Here is an 18,687-nt window from a genome sequence, read left to right as displayed (position 1 = left end):
CACTGTTTTTAAACCCCGACCGCCACCGATATAAACACTTGCTTTGTGGGCGGCAGCGACAGATGTGTAAAAGCCACCGACTTCCCACTCCGGGGCGCCCCGCGCTCAGGCGCCGTTACGGCGGCGCCGACGGCGCTCGTGGAGCAGGACCAGCCCACCGCCGACCAGGAGCAGCCCGATACCGGCCGCGGCCGCGAACCCGACGCCGTCCCCGGCCCCGGTGGAGGCGAGTGCCCCCCCAGGGGTCGCCGAGGGGCTCCCGCTCGGGGCCGGGCTCCGGCTCGGGCCCGACGTGGCACTCGGACCGGACGTCGCACTCGGGCTCGCGCTCGGGCTCGGGCCGGACGTCGTGGTCGGTGTTGCCGTCGGGCTCGCCGAGTCGCTCGGGGTCGTGGTCGGGGACGGCGAGGAGGTGGGCACCGGCGAGGACGTGGGCGAGGGCGAGGAGGTGGCCGCGGTCCAACTCACCGCCGCTCGCGTGATGGTGTGAACTTTGTTGAGGCCTGCGAGGATCACGGGCTCGCTGTCCGGACTGACGACCACCAGGCCCGCCCGGGCCGGCACCAGCCCCGCCACGCTGACGGTTCCGCTGCCCGGCTTCGCGCCCGCCGGGACCTTCACGAAGAGCGGGTCACCGTTTCCGGCCGGGCGGATCAACGCGCCGTCGCCGTCCGAGAGGACGTTGCCCGCCCGGTCGGTGAGCACGACACCGGCCGCGACCGCTGCCGGGTCGAGGAGCCCGGCAGCCTGATCGCCGGTGGTGGTGACCGTGATCGGCCCGAGCAGCGACCCGGCGCTCCCGGTCACCGTGCCGGGAACGAGGGCCAGCGGAGCGGCCGGTTCCTCGACATCGACGGCGTGCGAGACGAGGTAGTCGACGAGCCTGTCGGGCACGGGGCTGTTCACGACCCCCTTGACGTTGTTGGTGAGGCGCCAGATGGCGGCCTGGGTCGCCACGGCTGCCTGCGACGCCGTGAGCTCGCCCTGCACGAGTTTCCCGAGCTCACCGGCGGTGACCGACGGGTACCCGTGCTGCATGATCCAACTGACCTTCCCGGCCCGGCCCTTCAACGTCGGCACGTCGGACGTCCGGCCCACCTCGTACGGCGAACCGAGTTTCATCGTGCCCCGGGCGTCGAGGGAGTAGCCGAACACGACGGTCGGAGGATCCAAGGTCCTCAGCTCCATCAGGCCTCCTTCGGCCCCGTCCCCCTCGCTGTCGCCGAAGGACACGAACTCACCACGGCCGACGAGCTTGCTGGCCGACACGTGCGCGGGGTGAACAGCGGGCCCGTCCGCACCGGCGGCCTCCGTCGGCGCGAGCCCCCCGACCGCCAGCACTCCGGTCGCGAGCACGGCGGCCGCCGCACGAACTGCGTGCTTCCACTTCACTGCTGGTTCTTCTCCTGTGTGAGTTCCGGGGCCCGCTCTATGCACCCATAGGCCCGGCCTATGGCCCGGCGGCCCACCCGACCGGCATCCGCAACCACGGCGAGCGGTCCCGGGCCTGCCCCTGCGGACACGAACGAACCTAGCGGCGCCCGGCCCGGCCGACGCCCGGTTCCGACCGGCACTGCCTGCACCACTCGGCTGCAACTTCCTGCGACCCCCGGGACGTTGGTCCCGCCCGATCGGGGCGGAGGTCCCTGGGGAGCCCCCGGCGACTGTTGGACGCTCTCTCCTGCGGCGCCCCGACCCGGGCCGCCGTCTCCGCTCCGACGATCTCCGAGGGCACCCGCGTGGAAGGCAACGCACTGGCAGTACTGGGCGTCAGCGCCCGGGAGGAGTCGGTCTACCGGCTGCTCCTGCGCTCCCCCGGCATCGGAATCGCCGCGATCGCCCTCGCCTGCGGACTCGACCACGACGCCGCCCGGGCCGCCGTGACCGGGCTCCGCGAGCTCGGCCTGGCGACCGCCGTGCGCGGCCGACCCGCCTTCGACGGCGTCGACCCGCAGGCCGCCGTCGAACGGCTGGCCCGGCGCCGGCTCGACGGGCTCCAGGACGAGATCCGGCGGGTCGTCTCCGCTCGCCACCTGGTGGACGGCCTGCTGGAGGACCAGCGGGCGGGGAGGCAGCGGGCGGGGCGGCAGGGGGCGAGCGGCGAGCTCCGGTACGTCGAGGGCATCGACCAAGTGATCGCCTGCGTCGACGAGTTGTCGTTCTTCGCCCGCGAGGAACGGCTCACCACCCACCCGGGGCCGATCATCTCCGCCGCCCTCGACGCCGTCCGGGCCTCCGACCTCAAGTACCTGCGGCGCGGCCTGCGGATGCGGACCATCCTGCACGCCAGCGCCCTCGACAGCCACCGGATCAGCCGCTTCGCGACCGAACTGGCCGAACAGGGCGCCGAGGTCCGCGGCACCGCCGCACCGCTGGAACGGATGGTGGTCTTCGACCGCCGCACCGCCCTGGTGGCCACCGACCCGCAGGACATCACCCGGGGCGCCCTGGTCATCCGCCAACCGGGCCTGCTGTCCCACCTGTTGGCCCTGTTCGAGCGCCGCTGGTCGCAGTCCTGCGGCATCGGGGAGCGGCTGCCGAGCGGGGTCGAGCGGGAGGTGCTGCGGACCATGGCCCGGGTCGACAAGGACGAGGCCGGCGCCCGCGCCCTGGACATGTCGCTGCGGACCTACCGCGGCCACGTCGCCGCACTGATGCGCCGCCTGGACGCCCCGAACCGCTTCCAGGCCGCGCTGGCCGCCCGGAACCGGAACTGGATCTGACCGTACGTACGGCTACTCGGCGCACAGCCGCCGGGCAGCGGACCGCAGCGCGCCCGACCATGGCCGCGGAGCCGGTCGGACCCGGCCTCGGCTCCCCGGACCCCCGGACCGGACCCCGGCCCCCGGACCCCGGCCCCCGACAGGAGACCTGCGATGACCCGTCCCACCCCTCGTGCCCGCACGGCAGCCCTGGTGTGCGTTCCCCTACTCGCCCTCGGCACCCTGCTGACGGCCGCCGCCCCGGGCTGGGCGGCGGCCGCGCCGTCCGCCCGGAGCCAGCGCGCCCTGGTCAACCTCGGCACCGTGAAGTGGTTCAACACCGAGAAGGGGTACGGCTTCATCACGCCGGACGTCCCCGGCCCGGACGTCTTCGTCCACTACTCGTCCGTTGTCGGCAGCGGCTTCCTGGGCCTGAGAGAGGGCGAGCGGGTCGAGTACCAGGTGGTACAGGGCCCCAAGGGTCCGCAGGCCGTCGACGTCATCCCGTTCGGCTGAGGATCACCGGAGTGGGGGGGGGGGGGGGGGGGGGCGGGCCCCCCCCCCCCCCCCCCCACTCCTCCCCCCGTCGCCCGTGCCAGCGCTCCAGCACCAGGTGCAGGGCCTCGCTCATCAGCAGCAGGAACTCCGCGGAGGCGTCGAAGCGGGCACCCGCCGGGGTGGCCGGACCGAGGACCTCCGCCCCGCGCCGCGTCGCCGCGATCAGTTCCTCGTTCATCCGCAGCGCGGCGAGGGCGGAGCGGAGCCAGATGTCGTCGCCCATGACGTAGCGCTCGCGGCGTTCGCCGGGTGTGCGCTCGCGCCGGACCATCCCCTGCTGTTCGAGGAAGTTGACGGCGGAGGAGACGGAGGCCGGGCTGACCCGGAGGCGGCCGACCAGCTCCGCGGCGGTGGCGGCACCGGAGTCGGCGACGCACAGGCAGGCCAGCACGCGGGCCGCCATCCTGGGCAGCCCCTGCCGTTCGAGCAGCGCGGTGAAGAACTCCTCGAACTCCCGGAGCTGCCGGGGATCGCGCCCGTCACCGTCGTCGGGAGCCGCCGGCTCCGGCGGACGCTCCGGCCTCCGGCGGCGCGCGCGGTCCCGGGTGGACTCCTGCGCCTGGTCGGCCCGGTAGTCCTCGGGACCGCCGTTGCGGGTGACCTCCCGCAGGACGGTCGAGGCCGGGCGCCCGAGCCGTCGCCCGATCCCGCCGTAGCCGAGGCCTTCGGCCAGCCCCTCGGCGATGGTCCGGCGCTCCTCGCCGGTGAGCCTGCCTCCGGGCATCAGCTGCCGCTCCTTCCCGTCCGTCCGCACACTCCGCGCGGTTCCGCTCCGCAGTATGCGTTCACCACCATCCCATTGCAATGCCCACTCCCGTCATCCATTGCATTCAGCACCACAGCCATTGCAATGAAAGCCCTCAGTTCCCAGCATTTGCAGCACATCTTGCCACGCCAACGTCGTTGACGATTTTCTGAACGCAATGTAGCTTCGACATTGTTCAGCAATCACCGAACACTCATGCAGGGGGAGATCCACCATGGTCATGGCCAGGAGCAACAGCGGCTTCTCGGAAGCGGGACTGCGCCGGGTGCACGACGTGCTGGCGCGCCACGTGGACTCCGGCCGGATCCCGGGGGTCGTCGCCCTCGTGAGCCGGGGCGGGGAGGCACACGTCGAAGCGCTCGGGACGATGGAGCACGGCGGGGGCGCCCCGATGCGCCGGGACACGGTCTTCCGGATGGCCTCGACGTCCAAGCCGGTCTCGGTGGCGGCCGCGGTGGCCCTGCTCGACACCTGTGAACTGCGGCTGGACGACCTGGTGGAGCAGTGGCTGCCGGAGCTCGCCGACCGGCGGGTGCTCAAGCGACCCGACGGCCCGCTGGACGACACGGTCGCGGCCAAGCGGCCGATCACCGTGCGCGACGTGCTGACCAGCACCTTCGGGCTCGGCATGGATCTGACCGCGCTGGGCACGCCGATCATGAACGCGGTCTTCGAGCAGGGGCTCACGCCCGATCTGCCGGTGCCGATGCCCGAGCCCGACGAGTGGCTGCGCCGCCTCGGCACGCTCCCGCTGATGCACCAGCCCGGCGAGGGCTGGCAGTACCACATCGCCAGTGACCTGCTCGGTGTGCTCGTCGCCCGGGTCACGGGGCGTCCGTTCGAGGAGGTCCTGCGCGAACGCGTCCTCGACCCGCTGGGCATGTCGGACACCGGGTTCCACGTGCCGGCCGACAAGCTCGACCGGCTGCCCCCGCTCTACGCCCCCGACCCGCGGAGCGGGGAGTTCACCGTCTGGGACGAGCCCGCGGACGGACGGTGGAGCAGCCCTCCGGCGTTCCCGGGCGGCGGTGGCGGCCTGGCCTCCACCGCCGACGACTACCACGCCTACTTCCGGATGCTGCTGAACCACGGGATGCACGGGAGCGAGCGGGTCCTGTCCCGTCCGGCGGTCGAGCTGATGACCACCAACCGCCTCTCCCCCGAGCAGACCGCCGCCCGGACCGCACTGGCCCGCGACAACGTCCACCTGTCGTACGGCCAGGGGCAGCACGGCGGTTGGGGCTTCGGGATGGCGGTGCGCAGCTACCGCGGCGACTACGCGCCGGTCGGCCAGTTCGGCTGGGACGGCGGCAGCGGCACCTCGACGTACGCCGACCCGGAGAACGGGGTCGTCGGCCTCCTCCTCACCCAGGTCGGGATGTCCGTACCGCACTCGGCGCGGCTGATCCACGACTTCTGGACGACGGTCTACCAAGCCGTCGAGGACTGACGCACCGACACCGGTGCCCGTGTGCAGGAGGAGTGGGAGGTCGGACCCGCCGACTTCCCACTCCTCAAGGTGTTCCGGGCGGGCTCAGCTACTGCTGGGCTTCGGGGCCGGGAGGGTGGCCGAGCCGGTCAGCAGGGGCCACTCCTTGTGGAACGGCGGGAAGGGCAGGCTCTTCTCGAAGAGCGGGGTGCCGAAGATCTTGAGGTGGGCGGTCAGCGCGCCGTTCAGGTCGACGCCGCCGACCAGGGCCCAACTGCCCTTCACCTCGGGCCCCTTGCCGGGGAGGTCGACGGCGAGGGAGCCGTCGGCCTTGGCGCTGAGGTAGGGGGCGACAGCGGCCTGGGCACCGACGGTGTCGTAGAGGCCGACGCTGGCCTCGACGCCGAGGGCCGCGCGGACGGACGCCTTGCCGTTGAGGCGGACGTGCACCGGGGACACCTTGGTGTCGGCGCTGGTGACCGGGGTCCAGCCCTTGCCGCCGGTGTAGTCGGCGCGCACGGCCCAGGTGCCGGTGGCGTCCTGCTCGGTCTCCAGGTGGACCTGGCCGTCGGCGCTGACCTCCAGGTAGCAGGTGAGGCCGAGGTTGACGACGACGGGCAGGCCCGCGACGGTCAGCACCGGGCTGGCCTGCAGCTTGGCGAAGGGGACCCGGATCGGGGCCGCGCCGGTGTTGCGGGCGACGTCGCCGGTGACCTTCCAGTGCGCCTGGGCGCCCAGGTCGAAGCCGATCGAGGCGGTGCGCGGACTGGTGGCCTGCGCGCCGTGGTAGGCGAAGTGGACGGCCGGGTGCAGCTGGAGGGAGCCGGAGGCGTCCAGGCTCGCGCCCTCGGGCAGCGGGACGGGGGCCTTGACGTCGATCCCCAGGGTGCCGGAGGCGTCGGCCTTCACGCCGTTGCCGTCGATGCCGGCGGTGGCCTTGAGGTCCTTGACCAGCGGGGTCACCTGGATGCCGTGCACGTCGATCGGCACCTGGCCGTCCGCCTCGGTGCCACCGAGGAGTTCGGTGAGGGTGGCGGGCCGGGTGGTGAGGTTGACGGTGTTGCCCGCTCCCGGGGTGGCGCCGGTGACGGCGACCAGGGCGCCCTGCGGGGCGGCGGCGGTGGGCGGGCTGGCGAGCAGCTGGCCGGGCTGCACGGCGGCGGCCGCGGCGGTGGTGGTGGCGGCGGTCGTTGCGGTGCCCGACGGGGTCGCGCTCGTGCTCGGCGCAGGGGTCGGTACGGCACTCGACGAAGCGCTCGGCGAAGCGCTCGACGGGGTGCTCGGCGAGGTGCTCGGGGCCGCGCTCGCGCCACCGGCGGTGAGCACGGCCGTGCCCTTCCCCGGGTCGTACGCGGTGAGCTGGAGGGCCTTGGTCGCGGCCGTGACCGCGCCGCCGTCCTTGCCCGGGGTGCCGATGGCGGCCTGCTGGTCGCCGGCCGGCGCCACCGTGACGTTGCCGGTGCCGGAGCCGGCGGTCGGTGTCGGACGGGCGGAGGCGGCACCGGCCCGGGCGCGGGGCGCGCCGGAGCCGGGGGCGCCGCCCGCCGGGCCGCCCCCGGCGGTGGTGGCGCCGGTGTCGGCGGTGCTGGTGGCGGCGGCCGGTTCGACGGCGGCCTGCGGGGTGCTGCCGGAGCCGGTGGGCCCGCACGCGGCCGTTCCGGCGAGGATGAGGGTGAGCAGGGCTGCGGGCGCGGCCCGGCCTATCGAGGGTTTGAACACGCGGCGTCATGTTACTGACGAGGAATAAGTTTGTCGAAGACAGGCCAACGGAATCCCCCGGCACCCTGAAACCGCAGGTCAGACCAGCCGCGCGACAGGCAGTCGACCGTCCGGCAGTGTACCCGCCGCGAGGCCCCCGACCGCCGCGGCGAGCTCCCCGAGATAGCGGGAGCGCCCGGTCGGCTCGGCCCCGAGGCTGCGCACGTACGGCCCGTCCCACTGGGCGTCGAGCAGCCGCCCACCCGCGGCGCCGAACCGGGCCCCGAGGTCGGCGACGGCGATCCGGGCGGCGTCCGGGCGGCGGTGGAACATCGAGTCCAGGCTGAGCGCCGCCCCGACGGCCACCCCGAAGACCCCGCCGATCAGCTCCTCGCCCTCCCACACCTCGACGCTGTGCGCCGCGCCGAGCCGGTGCAGCTCGACCAGCACGGACCGTAACTCCTCGGTGAGCCAGGCGGGTTGGCGCCCCTCGGCGCAGGCCGCGAGGACCGCGCCGAAGGCCCGGTCCGCAGTCGTCCACCACTCCGGGACACCACTCGCACCGCCCGCACCGCCCGCGCCGCCCTCGCCGTCCGCGCCGCCCGCGGCGCGCAGCCGCCGGGCGAGCCGGCGGGGCAGCCGGACGGCGCCGGGCCGCAGCACCGGCCTCGGGTCGGGTGACCACCACGCCAGCGCGTACGGGTCCTCCCCGCCGGGCAGCAGGGCCACCTCACCGGCCTCGACGGCGTCCCCGTGCAGCGCCTCGTTGTAGGCGGCCGCGTAGTCGTCGGCGGCGGGCAGCGGGAACAGTCCGCGCCGGTAGGCCGACAGCAGCGTCTGCGGCCCGAGCACCCCGCCGAAGGCCACCGGCCCCTCCGTCGGCGCGCGGTGGAGGTCGAGGGCGTCGAAGTCCGGCACCGTCCGGGTCACAGGAATCCCTCGTCGGTCAGCCGCGCCAGGTAGTGGTCCAGCAACCCGGCGTCCACGTCCGGCAGTTCGATGCCGCTGCCGTCCAGGGCGGCTTCCGTGTTGAGCCGGTCGAAGCGGGGGAACACCGGCTGGAAGTACAGCTCGCTGATGGACAGCCGGGAGCCCGGCGCCCGGTCGACGAACAGCGGCACGAACGGCGTGACGGGGTGGGTGGGGTGTCCGGCGGCGAACCGGACCAGCCGTTGCACCCAGTGCCGGTACGGGAGTTCGGCGATCCGGTGGCCGCGCGCCCGGAGCCGGTCGGCGAGTTCGGGGAGCCCGGCCGGGTTCGGGGAGGTGAGGTGGTAGACCTCGCCGTCGGCGGGCGCGTGCGCGGCGATGTGGGCGACCGCCCGGGCGAAGCGGTCGGCCGGCACGAAGTCCAGCGGCAGCCGGACGTCCGGGCAACTGCCGCTGTCGGCGAAGTACTTGATCAGCGCGCAGAGTTCGGTGCCGGTGTTCATCACCCCGGTGGCGAGGTCCCCGGTGACGTCGTTGGTGCGCAGCACGGTGACCGGCAGTCCGCTCGCGGCCGCGTTGTGCAGCAGCTGTTCGGCGACCCACTTGCTCTCCACGTAGCCCACGCCGAGCCGTTCGGGGTGGGCCAGCGGCGTGCGCTCGGTGACCTCGCGGACGCCGGCCGCGCCGAACCCGGCCAGCACGGCGAGGGTGGAGAGGTAGTGCACGGGCACGCCCCGGCTGTGTCCGGCGAGCCGGACCACCTCCCGGGTGCCGTCGACGTTGGGCGCGCGCAGCTGGTGGTACGGGTAGAGGAAGTTGACCAGCCCGCCGAGGTGGTACACCGCGTCCAGGTGTCGGGCCAGCCAGTCGAACTGAGGCTCCGTCAGACCGAGTCGCTCGGCGGCCAGGTCGCCGACCAGCGGAACCACCCGGGCGTCCGCCAGGTCGTGCCGCAGGAACCGCTGCTGGGTGGCGCGTAGCCGTTCCAAGGCGTGTTCCTGGTCCGGCGCGCGGACCAGGCAGTGGATCCGCGCCCCGGTGGTGGCGAGCAGTTCGTGCAGCAGGTGGGCGCCGCAGAAGCCGGTCGCTCCGGTGAGCAGGATCTCGGCGGGTTCGGCCCGGGAGGGCGCGGGGCTCCAGGACTGGCCGACGGGGTGGGTGAGCCGGGCCTCGGCCTGCCAGTCGACGGCGGCCTCCCCCGGGGCGGTGCCGCTGCGGGCGGCCTGGAGGGCGGCGGTGAAGTCGCGCAGCACGGGCGAACGCAGCAGCGCCCGGGTGAGGGTGCGGACGTGGCCGACGTCCAGGCCGAACATCATCCGGGCCCGGGCGAGCATCTCCATGGCGAGCAGCGAGGTGCCGCCGAGGGCGAAGAAGTCGTCGTCGGGGCGGACGAGTTCGGCGCCGAGCAGTTCCGCCCAGAGGTGGCCGACGGCGGCCTCGACGGCGCTCGGCTCCCCCTCGCCCGCTCGGCCCGGGGCCGCTCGGCCCGGGACCGGTTCGCCCGGGACCGGTTCGCCCGGGACCGGTTCGCCTGCGGACACGGCCGGCACGTCGGCCCGGACCGGGGCCTGCGGCAGCGCGCGCCGGTCGATCTTCCCCGCCGCCGTGAGCGGCATGGCCTCCAGTGCGACGTACTCCGCCGGGACGAGGTACTCCGGCAGCCGCTCCGCGAGGAACGCCCGCAGCCCCTCCGGCCGCTCCGCCCGGTCACCGAGCGTGTAGTACGCGACGAGCAGGCGGCTGCCGTCCGGAGCGCTGCCGTCGGCCGCGACCCGGGCCTGCCGCACCGCCGGGTGGCCGGCCAGCACCGCCTCGATCTCGGCCGGGTCGACCCGGTGGCCGCGCACCTTCACCTGGTCGTCGAAGCGCCCGAGGAGTTCCAGCTGCCCGTCGGCGCGCCAGCGCCCGGCGTCGCCGGTGCGGTACATCCGCTCGCCGGGCAGCGGCGCGTACGGGTCGGGCGGGAACGATTCGGCGGTGAGCCCGGCCTGCCCCCAGTAGCCGCGGGCCAGGCCCGGCCCGCCCAGGTGGATCTCCCCCCGCTCGCCGGGCCGTACCGGGCGCAGCCGCCCGTCCAGCACGTGCACCCGCACCCCCGGCAGCGGGCGGCCGATCGGCACGTGGGCGGCCGGGGAGTCCAGCAGCCCGGGGGTGAGTTCGCAGTGCAGGGAGGTGACGGCCGCCTCCGTCACGCCGTAGGCGTTGAGCAGCCGTACGCCCGGCAGCCGCTCCGCGCAGGCCAGGCAGTCGTCGGCGTGCACCACGTCCCCGCCGACCACCACCAGCCGCAGCCCGGCCGGGGCCGGTCCGCCGGGCGGCAGCAGGTCGAGCACGTGGTGCCAGTACGCGGGTGTGAAGTCGGCGACCGCCAGGCCGAGCCCGGGCAGCCGGCGGACCAGTTCGGTCGGCGCCCAGGTGTCGCGGCCGCCGAGCACCACCGTCGCCCCGGCGAGCAGCGCCGAGAACACCTGCTCCAGCGCGGTGTCGGCGCCGAGTGCGGCCAGCTGGAGCACCCGCTCGCCGGGGGCGAGGTCGTAGGCGCCGACCACCCGGTCGAGGGTGAACAGCAGTGAACGGTGGGTGACCGGGACGCCCTTGGGCCGGCCGGTGGTGCCGGAGGTGTAGATCAGGTAGGCGAGGTCGTCGGGGGTGGCGAGGTCGGTGGCGCCGTGCTCCGCCCCGGCCGGCACCGGACCGCCGATGTCCACCCCCACCCGCTCCACCCCGTCGAACCCGTGCCCGTCCGTGACCGCCACCCGCGCCCCCGAGTCCGCCACCAGCCCCGCGAGCCGCCGCTGCGGGTGCGCCGGGTCCAGCGGCAGGAAGGCCCCGCCCGCCTTGAGCACCCCCAGCCAGGCCACCACCAGCTCCACCCCGCGCCCCAGGCAGACCGGCACCACCTGCTCCGGCCCCACCCCCCGGGCCCGCAGCTCGGCCGCCAGCCGGTCACTGTGCGCGTCCAGCGCGCGGTAGCTCAGCGTGCCCTCCTCGCTCACCACGGCGACCGCCGACGGGTCGTGCGCGGCCCGGGTGCGGAACAGTCCGTGCACGGTGTCCGCGAAGCCGGCCCGGGCACCGGCGGCGCCGCGCCGCGGCGCGGCCGACCCGTTCCGCTCCACCCAGGCCCGGCACTGCTCCCGCCCGTCCGGCCCGTACACCTGGCGCCACCCGTCGGGCAGGGTCAAGTCCCCCGGCCAGAGCGCGTACTGGCCGTCGTCGTTCCGTACCACGGCGTGACGCCCGGACCTCACATCCGCGCGTACGCCCCGTGCGCTGTCGACTGCGTCGTCCACCGGCTTGACCTCGTGCTGAAGCGGCAGAATGCTGGGAGGTGCGACATTTCCGACTATACGCACTCAGGGGACTCCTACAACGTCCGTCGCACAGCCCGCCGGACGCCTCTCCCCCGTGGGCCGACCGGCCCCGGAGGGCCGTCCGCAAGACCCGCCCTCGCCCGAACTCCCCCGCCCGACCGGCGGGGTGGTGTCGCGGAGGAGGTAGCCTCGTTGACTCGCCGGCGACAACGCCTGATGGTCTGTTACCTGCTCTGGATGGTGCTGTTCACCGGCATCTACTTCGCCGACCCCGGGCTGCGGATCATCTGGTGGACGGGCATGGGCCTCGGCGGCGTCGCCGCCGTGGTGGTCGGCGTCCGGCTCAACCGACCCCGCCACCCGACGTCCTGGTACGTCCTGGCACTGGCCAACCTCAGCTTCACCACCGGCGAGGCGGTCCAGGCCCTGCAGCTCGACATCCTGCACCTGAACAACCCGTTCCCGTCCGTCGCCGACGGCTTCTACCTGGCCGAGTTCCTGCTCTACGCGGTCGGCCTGGTCGGCTTCATCCGCTGGCGCACCGCCCGCCAGGACCGCGCCGGCCTGCTGGACGCCCTGATCATCACCCTCGGCCTGGCCCTGCTGGTCTGGATCTACCTGATCCTCCCGTACGCCCGGAACCCGGACCTCAGCTGGATCCAGAAGGCCGTCTCGATCGCCTACCCGCTCGGCGACGTGGTCGTCCTCGCCCTGCTGCTACGGCTGTTGACCCCGCGCGGCGGCAACTCCCGCTCGCTGCAACTGCTCACCGTCGGCGCCCTGGGCCTGCTCACCTCCGACATCCTCTACGGGCTGATCCAGCTGCACGGCACCTGGCGGATCGGCACCGGGGTCGAACTCGGCTGGGCCGCCTTCTACACCGCCTGGGGCGCGGCCGCCCTGCACCCCTCGATGGTCGAGCTGACCCGGCCCGTCCCCACCCAGCAGCCGGACCTCTCCGCCGGCCGGCTCACCCTGCTGACCCTCGCCTCGCTGATCGCTCCCGGCATGCTGATCATCGAGTCCCTGGCCGGGAACACCAGCAACGCGGGCGTGATCGGCGCCTTCTCCGCCCTGCTCTACCTGCTGGTGCTGGCCCGGCTGGCCGTGGTGGTGGTCGCCCGCCGCGAGGCGGTGGCCCGGGAGCGGACGCTGCGCGAGGCGGGCGCGCGGCTGACCGCCGCCGTCACCGTGGCGGAGGTCGCCGACGCCGTCCAGTCCGCCGCCGCGACCCTGATGCCCGCCGAGCGGGGGCACGTCGCCCTGCTCGCGGTCACCGAATCAGGGGTGCTGCACGTCCGCCGGGCCGGCAACCACAAGGACGACCGCCGGGACGCCGCCTCGCCGACCACCGGGCACGACCGGGACGACCGGGACGACCGGCGTGACCACGACGACCGGGACGACCACGACGACCGGGCCAACCAGCGCGACCACGACGAGCACGGCGAAGCCCTCGCCCGCCTCGCCGCCCACCGCGAGACCCGCCTGCTACCCGTCGGCTCCGACGACCTCCCCGCCCACCTCGGCGGCATGCCCGCCGCCCTGGTCAGCCCGCTGATGCTGGCCGAACGCCCCTCCGGAGACCCGCTCATCGGCGCCCTGGTCGTCACCGGCACCGAGCAGGAACTGACCAGCCTCTGGGGCTCGCTGGAGATCCTCGCCGCCCAGGCCGCCCTGGCCGTGGAGCGCGTGGTGCTGAGCCAGGAGGTCACCCGCCGCAACAGCGAGCTGTACTTCCGCGCCCTGGTGCAGAACGCCAGCGACGTCATCCTGATCCTGGACGCCGACGACGGCATCCGCTACGCCTCCTCCTCCGCGGAGCGCGTCCTGGGCCACCCCGACCTGAACGGCACCCGGCTGACCGACCTCGTCCCGCCCGAGGACAGCCGGGAGGTCGGCGGCGCGCTGGCCCGGATGCGCGGCTCCGCCGAGCCGCCCCGCGGCGACCAGCCGCGCGAGCACTGGCGGCTGCTGCGCCAGGACCGCACCCCGATCGAGGCCGAGGTCCGCTACACCGACCTGCGCGACGACCCGACCGTCGGCGGCCTGGTGCTCACCCTGCGCGACGTCACCGAGCAGCGCCAGATGGAGCGCGAGCTGACCCACCGGGCCTTCCACGACTCGCTGACCGGCCTCGCCAACCGGGTGCTGTTCCAGGACCGGGTCGGCCACGCGCTCTCCCGCGGCGAGCGCAGCGGCGCCGTCACCGGGGTGCTGTTCATCGACCTGGACGACTTCAAGGTGGTCAACGACACCCAGGGCCACGCGGTCGGCGACGAACTGCTGGTCGCCGTCTCGCTGCGGGTCTCCACCGCGCTGCGCAGCTCCGACACCGCGGCCCGGCTCGGCGGCGACGAGTTCGCCGTCCTGGTCGAGGACGCGTCGTGCCCGAGCGACGTGGACACCATCGCGGCCGGCGTGCTCGCGGTGTTCACCGAACCGTTCAAGCTCAGCGCCGGCGCCGTCCGGGTCAGCGCCAGCATCGGGGTGTCCACCACCGAGGACAGCGTGGACTCCGCCGAGCTGCTGGCCCACGCCGACCTCGCGCTCTACTCGGCGAAGGCGGCCGGCCGCCGCCAGTGGTGCCACTACCGGCCCGCCCTGCAGACCGGGATGGTGGAGCGGCACGAGATGAACGAGAACCTGGACTCCGCCATCGCCGAATCGGCCTTCCAGCTGTACTACCAGCCGATCGTCGACCTGCGCACGGGCGACCTGGTGGCCTTCGAGGCCCTCGTCCGCTGGCCGCACGACCAGCGCGGCATGGTGCTGCCCGACGAGTTCATCGCCCTCGCCGAGGAGAGCGGCCAGATCGTCCCGCTCGGGGCCTGGGTCCTCGAACGCGCCGCCGAGGAGGCCGCCGCCTGGCACTCCGCGAGCTCCGCCGCCCGCTCCGCCACCGGCCGCCCCCCGCTGCGCGTCAACGTCAACGTCTCCGCCCGCCAGTTCCGCGACGCCGGCTTCGTCGACGTGGTCCGGCACGCCCTGGACACCTCCGGCATCGACCCGCGCACCCTCGTCCTGGAACTCACCGAATCCGTCCTGATGCGCCGCGACGACCGGCTGCGCGCCGACATGGCCGTCCTCGGCGACCTCGGCATCGGCCTCGCCATCGACGACTTCGGCACCGGCTACTCCTCGCTCTCCTACCTGCGGGAGTTCCCGATCTCCCTGCTGAAGATCGACAAGTCCTTCATCGACGGGCTCGGCCTCTCCGCCCAGCAGTACGCCCTGGTCGAGGGCATCACCCGGATCGCCGACACCCTCGGCGTCCAGGTCATCGCCGAGGGCATCGAACACCCCGACCAACGCGACCTGCTCGCCGCCATGGGCTGCCCCCTGGGCCAGGGCTACCTCTTCGCCCACCCCATGGACGGCGCCCAGGCCCGCGCCCTGGTCCGGCGCACCACCTTCGAGCCGGCCTGAGGCGGACGAGCCGAGGGCCCGTCAGCAGGGCGGTGCCGTCCGGCGGCCGACAGCCGTTTCCCCCTTTTCTCGACAAACCATCACCAATCAGCGCTCCGGCCGAGCGATCCGTTACGGAATCTTCATCCCAGCCGGCCATGGATGGCCCGCCGGGAATGAGAGATTGTCATTCGAACTTGGAGAAGTCTTTACCAACCACGGCCATCCCTTGAGAGAGTCCTGATGTCACGACACCCTCGGGCGCACCTCCGGGTCACACCCGCCCCCGAGGAGTCGACGGCCGAACCCGGAAGGCGCGCCGGCGCACAACGTGACGGGCGTAACACCATGCAGAAACGGCGCAGTCCCTGGGCAGTCGTCTACTTCCTGATCGGGATCGTGTGCGCCCTGGTCGCGGTCTCCACGGCCGCGTTCGCCAACCGGGTCGACGACCTGATTCCGATCGTCCTCACCGGAGTTCCCGCGCTGTTCCTGACAGTTCGTGCTCCGATGTACGGGGTTTCCTTCGGGCCGAAGGGACTGAAGTACTCGGGACTGCTCCGGGCACGGTCGTACGAATGGTCCGAGATCGAGAGGGTGGAATGCGCCACGCTCCCGGGCACGCTCCTCTCCTCCGACCTCCCCGCACTGGTGCTCGTCGGCGGAAAGTCCGACCAACTGCCGATGCTGGCCGGTTACGGCTCGGGATCGACGGTGAACAGGCGGGTGGAAGCCCTGGTCGCCGACATCGAGAAGGTTCGGGCCGCCGCGCACGAGGCCTGAGACGGTGCTCGCCCACTGCCATCACCGAACTCGCCGAGATTCCGGAGAACTTCCGGACCGTGCCATGCGAAACTGGCGCAATGGAGCACCTGGTGGAATTCAAGGTCGCGATCGAGAACCGTAGCGACCGGCGCACGGAAATGATGCTCGAACCCGAGGGCAGCGACTTCTGGATGGAGCCCGGCGACACGTTCGTCGTGCACAGCAAGGAGCCGCCCACCGCCGAATTCCCCTTCACCGTCCAGGTGACGAACGACGGCATATCGGTCTGGGCCGCCCACGGCTGGGTGTCCACCCCGGGCGGCGAGGATCTCGACACCGGGCACAACAGGCCCGATGACGCCCATCCGGAACTGAAACGGTACGCGGACGACGACCGGGCCCGGGAAGGCTTCTTCCGAAGGCTGTTCTCCCGCCGCCGGAACGCACACGAACGAGGAAACTGACGTGCACGCCCGATTCATCGGCCTGGACTCCTGGTCCCCGCCACTGCACACCATCGAGCTCCAGGCCGGCAGCCGGTACCTGGACCTCCACAACGACACCGCGCTGCTGGGATTCCGGCTGGGCGGGCACCCGAAGCTCACCCTCACCGTCGACTTCCGGCACGACCGGCACGGACCGTTCGCGCTGGAGTTCCGGGATGTCGGCGAACTGCGCATGGAACAGGACTCGGTCAGTTCCGACGGCTGGGTCGGCATACCCGACGTCGAGCCCGAGGGCATCGACATGATCGAGTACTACGAGTACGGCCGCGAGCTGCCGCCGGTCTTCGAGATCCTCTCGCTCAACTTCCGCCTCAGGTTCCGGGCCTGGGAGGTCGCGTACATCACCGAAAGCGGGGACGGCCCCGGCACGGCCGGACCCCAGCAGCACCACAGCTGAAGGACATCATGGAATTCATCGCTTCCGCCCTCCTGGCCATCGGCCGGGGGCTCGTCACCCTCCTCGGCTGGGTCGCGACCATCGACGGCATCCGGGGCTTCATCGAGGACGTCAAGAAACAGAAGTGACCCGGCCCCCGCCCCAACGAGTCGACACCTCCCAATGAAACCTGACCGCTGTGCACGCCAACTCGCCGACATTCCAGGTGAGTTCACTCTCACGAGTGATTGTCGAAGCTCCGCACACTGACCGACACTCGAAGCATCCGGAGAGCTCGTGGGGGCTCTCCCGGCGCAAGGAGTGACGCCATGACCGCAGTCGAATCCTCCGCCTCCGAGATCCCGCAGATCGCGGGCCACTCGCAGCCCACCGGCCACGGCCAGGACCTCGCGGCGATCGGCGGCAACGTCGGCACCGTGAACCGGGCCTGGTGGACCTGGACCCCCTCGCACGGGACGTTCAACCTCCAGCTGTCCTGGAACGTCATCGGGATCGACTCCACCGTCGTGATCACCGCCTCCGAGATCGACTCCAACGGGAACCGCTTCGTGGGCGCCGCCGCCTTCCAGGTGTCGAGCATCGCCCCCGGCAACGGGATCGTGACCTTCAAGATCGACATCGCCTGGGGCAGTTCCCTGCCGATGCGCACCGACGTCGTGGTCCTCAACTGAGCCTCCCCGCACGGCGGAAGAGCTGATCGACACCCCGGAGCCCGGGCGCACGGAGACCCACCGTGCGCCCGGGCTCCGGCACGTTCCGGCCTCGCCCGCGCATCAGCCCGGGGATGTAAACCCGTGGACCAATGCGCCCTGCCCGGAGATCAACCGGCGGGCTGATGCCGCTCCCCCGCGCCCCGTGACAGCGTCCTCCGCATGGACACCACGCCGTTCACCGGCCCCACCGGACTGACCCGCCGTCGCATGCTGGGCACCGCGCTGGCCCTGGGCGCCGCCGCCCCGCTCGGTCTGGCCTCCACCGCCCGGGCCGATGCCCCCACCACTCCGGGCGGCCCGACCCCGGGCAGCCCGACGCCCGGCCGGCTCACCCTGCCCGCGCCCACCGGCCCGCACCGCATCGGCACGGTCGCCCTGCACCTGCGCGACACCTCCCGGCCGGACCCGTTCGCCGGCCCCGGCCGGTACCGCGAGCTGATGGCCAGCGTCTGGTACCCCGCCCGAGCGGCCGAGGAACTCCCGCTCGCCCCCTGGCTGAGCGACGGCGCCCTCAAGGCGTTCCTGGACGACGCCGGCTACAAGGTCCCGCTCAGCGCCGCCCCGCTCACCGCCGCCCGCCAGGGCGCACCCGTCCACCGCCCGGGCCACCGCGCCGGCCACCGGCTGCCCGTCGTCGTCTACTCGCACGGCGCCCACGCCCACCGGGCCGTCAACACCGTCATCGTCCAGGAACTCGCCAGCCACGGCTACGTCGTGGTCACCGTCGACCACACCTGGGACGCGTTCACCGAGTTCCCCGACGGCCGGGTGCTCACCCCGTGGATCGAGGGCGCCCCCAGGATCGGCCCGAACGACTGCGCCGCCGACGCCCGCTTCGTCCTGGACTGCGTCGAGGAACTCGCCGCCGGGCGCAACCCCGACGTCGACGGGAAGGCACTTCCCGAGGGCCTCCTCGGCGCCCCCGACCCGCTCGACGTCGGCATGTTCGGCTGGTCCAAGGGGGGTTCGGCCACCGCCGCCGTCCTCATGGCCGACCGCCGCGTCCGGGCCGGCCTGGCCATCGACGGTCCGATGGCGGCGATCACCGTCACCGACCTGGACCGGCCGTTCATGATGATCACCGCCGAGTTCGGCCGCGACCGGAACCCGGACGCCGTCACCTTCTGGAACCACCTGCGCGGCTGGCACCTCAACATCCAGGCCGACGGCGTCCGCCACAACTCCTACGAGGACGCGGCCGTCCTGATGCCCCAACTCGGCGCGCTGCTCGGCATCCCCGTCGAGCAGATCCAGCAGATGGTCGGCACCCTCCCCGCCGACCGCTCCACCCGCATCCAGCAGTCCTACCCGCTCGCCTTCTTCGACGCCCACCTCCGCCACCGCCGCAGCGCCCTCCTCGACGGGCCCTCGCCGACGTTCCCGGAGGTCAGGTTCCTCCCCTGACGAGCAGGACGGGCGGCCGCCACGGGGGTGCGGCCGCCCACCGGGGACCGAGACCATCGGACCGGGACCACCGGGCCGGGATGCCGTACTACGGCGT

14 protein-coding genes are annotated in these 18,687 nt (G+C 73.3%); 9 read left to right on the top strand and 5 right to left on the bottom strand.

Annotated features, from left to right (window positions below; all coding sequences use genetic code 11):
* Positions 1–105: 105 nt before the first annotated feature.
* Positions 106–1,392: a thioester domain-containing protein gene (locus ACFWXO_RS39875; RefSeq protein ID WP_380530787.1), complete on the bottom strand. Its 1,287-nt coding sequence runs from the start codon at positions 1,390–1,392 to the stop codon at positions 106–108.
* 275 nt (positions 1,393–1,667) lie between these two features.
* On the opposite strand from ACFWXO_RS39875, the gene ACFWXO_RS39870 reads away from it, so the two are divergent.
* Both ACFWXO_RS39870 and ACFWXO_RS39865 read left to right on the top strand, forming a co-directional pair.
* Positions 1,668–2,723: a helix-turn-helix transcriptional regulator gene (locus tag ACFWXO_RS39870; RefSeq protein ID WP_380530784.1), complete on the top strand. Its 1,056-nt coding sequence runs from the start codon at positions 1,668–1,670 to the stop codon at positions 2,721–2,723.
* Between the two features lie 285 nt (positions 2,724–3,008).
* A complete protein-coding gene (locus ACFWXO_RS39865; protein WP_375895484.1) occupies positions 3,009–3,218 on the top strand; it encodes a cold-shock protein in 210 nt (69 codons plus the stop codon).
* Here the strand turns inward: ACFWXO_RS39865 and ACFWXO_RS39860 are convergent.
* The gene (locus ACFWXO_RS39860; RefSeq protein ID WP_380530781.1) at positions 3,202–3,984 is read right to left on the bottom strand and encodes a MarR family transcriptional regulator; all 783 of its coding nucleotides are present in this window, start codon (positions 3,982–3,984) and stop codon (positions 3,202–3,204) included. The two genes, ACFWXO_RS39865 and ACFWXO_RS39860, sit on opposite strands and share 17 nt — an antisense overlap.
* A gap of 262 nt (positions 3,985–4,246) precedes the next feature.
* Between ACFWXO_RS39860 and ACFWXO_RS39855 the strand changes: the two genes are divergently transcribed.
* On the top strand, positions 4,247–5,476 hold the full coding sequence (locus ACFWXO_RS39855) for a serine hydrolase domain-containing protein (protein WP_380530793.1): 1,230 nt from the start codon (positions 4,247–4,249) through the stop codon (positions 5,474–5,476).
* An 84-nt stretch (positions 5,477–5,560) separates the two neighbouring features.
* Here the strand turns inward: ACFWXO_RS39855 and ACFWXO_RS39850 are convergent, their stop codons facing one another.
* The 3 genes from ACFWXO_RS39850 to ACFWXO_RS39840 all read right to left on the bottom strand — a co-directional run bounded on the left by ACFWXO_RS39850 (position 5,561) and on the right by ACFWXO_RS39840 (position 11,334).
* Positions 5,561–7,174, bottom strand: a complete 1,614-nt coding sequence (locus tag ACFWXO_RS39850; RefSeq protein ID WP_380530778.1) for a hypothetical protein — start codon at positions 7,172–7,174, stop codon at positions 5,561–5,563.
* A gap of 78 nt (positions 7,175–7,252) precedes the next feature.
* A complete protein-coding gene (locus ACFWXO_RS39845; RefSeq protein ID WP_380530775.1) occupies positions 7,253–8,083 on the bottom strand; it encodes a leucyl/phenylalanyl-tRNA--protein transferase in 831 nt (276 codons plus the stop codon).
* Positions 8,080–11,334 carry an amino acid adenylation domain-containing protein gene (locus ACFWXO_RS39840; protein WP_380530790.1) on the bottom strand — a complete coding sequence of 1,085 codons (3,255 nt, stop codon included), beginning with the start codon at positions 11,332–11,334 and terminating at the stop codon, positions 8,080–8,082. Before ACFWXO_RS39840 ends, ACFWXO_RS39845 begins: the two co-directional genes overlap by 4 nt.
* A 255-nt stretch (positions 11,335–11,589) precedes the next feature.
* Between ACFWXO_RS39840 and ACFWXO_RS39835 the strand changes: the two genes are divergently transcribed.
* The 6 genes from ACFWXO_RS39835 (at position 11,590) to ACFWXO_RS39810 (ending at position 18,590) form a co-directional block, all read left to right on the top strand.
* Positions 11,590–14,826, top strand: coding sequence for a putative bifunctional diguanylate cyclase/phosphodiesterase (locus tag ACFWXO_RS39835; protein WP_380530772.1), 3,237 nt, complete (start codon positions 11,590–11,592; stop codon positions 14,824–14,826).
* A gap of 327 nt (positions 14,827–15,153) precedes the next feature.
* Positions 15,154–15,588: a hypothetical protein gene (locus ACFWXO_RS39830; protein ID WP_380530769.1), complete on the top strand. Its 435-nt coding sequence runs from the start codon at positions 15,154–15,156 to the stop codon at positions 15,586–15,588.
* A gap of 80 nt (positions 15,589–15,668) precedes the next feature.
* The gene (locus ACFWXO_RS39825; RefSeq protein WP_375895457.1) at positions 15,669–16,034 is read left to right on the top strand and encodes a hypothetical protein; all 366 of its coding nucleotides are present in this window, start codon (positions 15,669–15,671) and stop codon (positions 16,032–16,034) included.
* A 1-nt stretch (position 16,035) separates the two neighbouring features.
* The gene (locus ACFWXO_RS39820) at positions 16,036–16,473 is read left to right on the top strand and encodes a hypothetical protein (RefSeq protein WP_380530766.1); all 438 of its coding nucleotides are present in this window, start codon (positions 16,036–16,038) and stop codon (positions 16,471–16,473) included.
* Between the two features lie 308 nt (positions 16,474–16,781).
* Positions 16,782–17,144, top strand: a complete 363-nt coding sequence (locus ACFWXO_RS39815; protein WP_375895463.1) for a hypothetical protein — start codon at positions 16,782–16,784, stop codon at positions 17,142–17,144.
* A gap of 201 nt (positions 17,145–17,345) precedes the next feature.
* Positions 17,346–18,590 carry an alpha/beta hydrolase family protein gene (locus ACFWXO_RS39810; RefSeq protein ID WP_380530763.1) on the top strand — a complete coding sequence of 415 codons (1,245 nt, stop codon included), beginning with the start codon at positions 17,346–17,348 and terminating at the stop codon, positions 18,588–18,590.
* The last annotated feature ends 97 nt before the right edge of the window (positions 18,591–18,687 follow it).

Origin of the sequence: Kitasatospora sp. NPDC059088, from assembly GCF_042738155.1 — a bacterium.
Lineage (GTDB): Bacteria > Actinomycetota > Actinomycetes > Streptomycetales > Streptomycetaceae > Kitasatospora.
Note: the sequence above shows the minus strand (reverse complement) of the source record. Positions and strands in the feature narration are given on the sequence as shown.

Excerpts from the sequence above, each read along its gene's own strand:
- ACFWXO_RS39860 (WP_380530781.1), bottom strand. The coding sequence starts at position 3,984 with ATGCCCGGAGGCAGGCTCACCGGCGAGGAGCGCCGGACCATCGCCGAG.
- ACFWXO_RS39855 (WP_380530793.1), top strand. The coding sequence starts at position 4,247 with ATGGCCAGGAGCAACAGCGGCTTCTCGGAAGCGGGACTGCGCCGGGTG.
- ACFWXO_RS39830 (WP_380530769.1), top strand. The coding sequence starts at position 15,154 with ATGCAGAAACGGCGCAGTCCCTGGGCAGTCGTCTACTTCCTGATCGGG.
- ACFWXO_RS39825 (WP_375895457.1), top strand. The coding sequence starts at position 15,669 with ATGGAGCACCTGGTGGAATTCAAGGTCGCGATCGAGAACCGTAGCGAC.
- ACFWXO_RS39815 (WP_375895463.1), top strand. The coding sequence starts at position 16,782 with ATGACCGCAGTCGAATCCTCCGCCTCCGAGATCCCGCAGATCGCGGGC.
- ACFWXO_RS39810 (WP_380530763.1), top strand. The coding sequence starts at position 17,346 with ATGGACACCACGCCGTTCACCGGCCCCACCGGACTGACCCGCCGTCGC.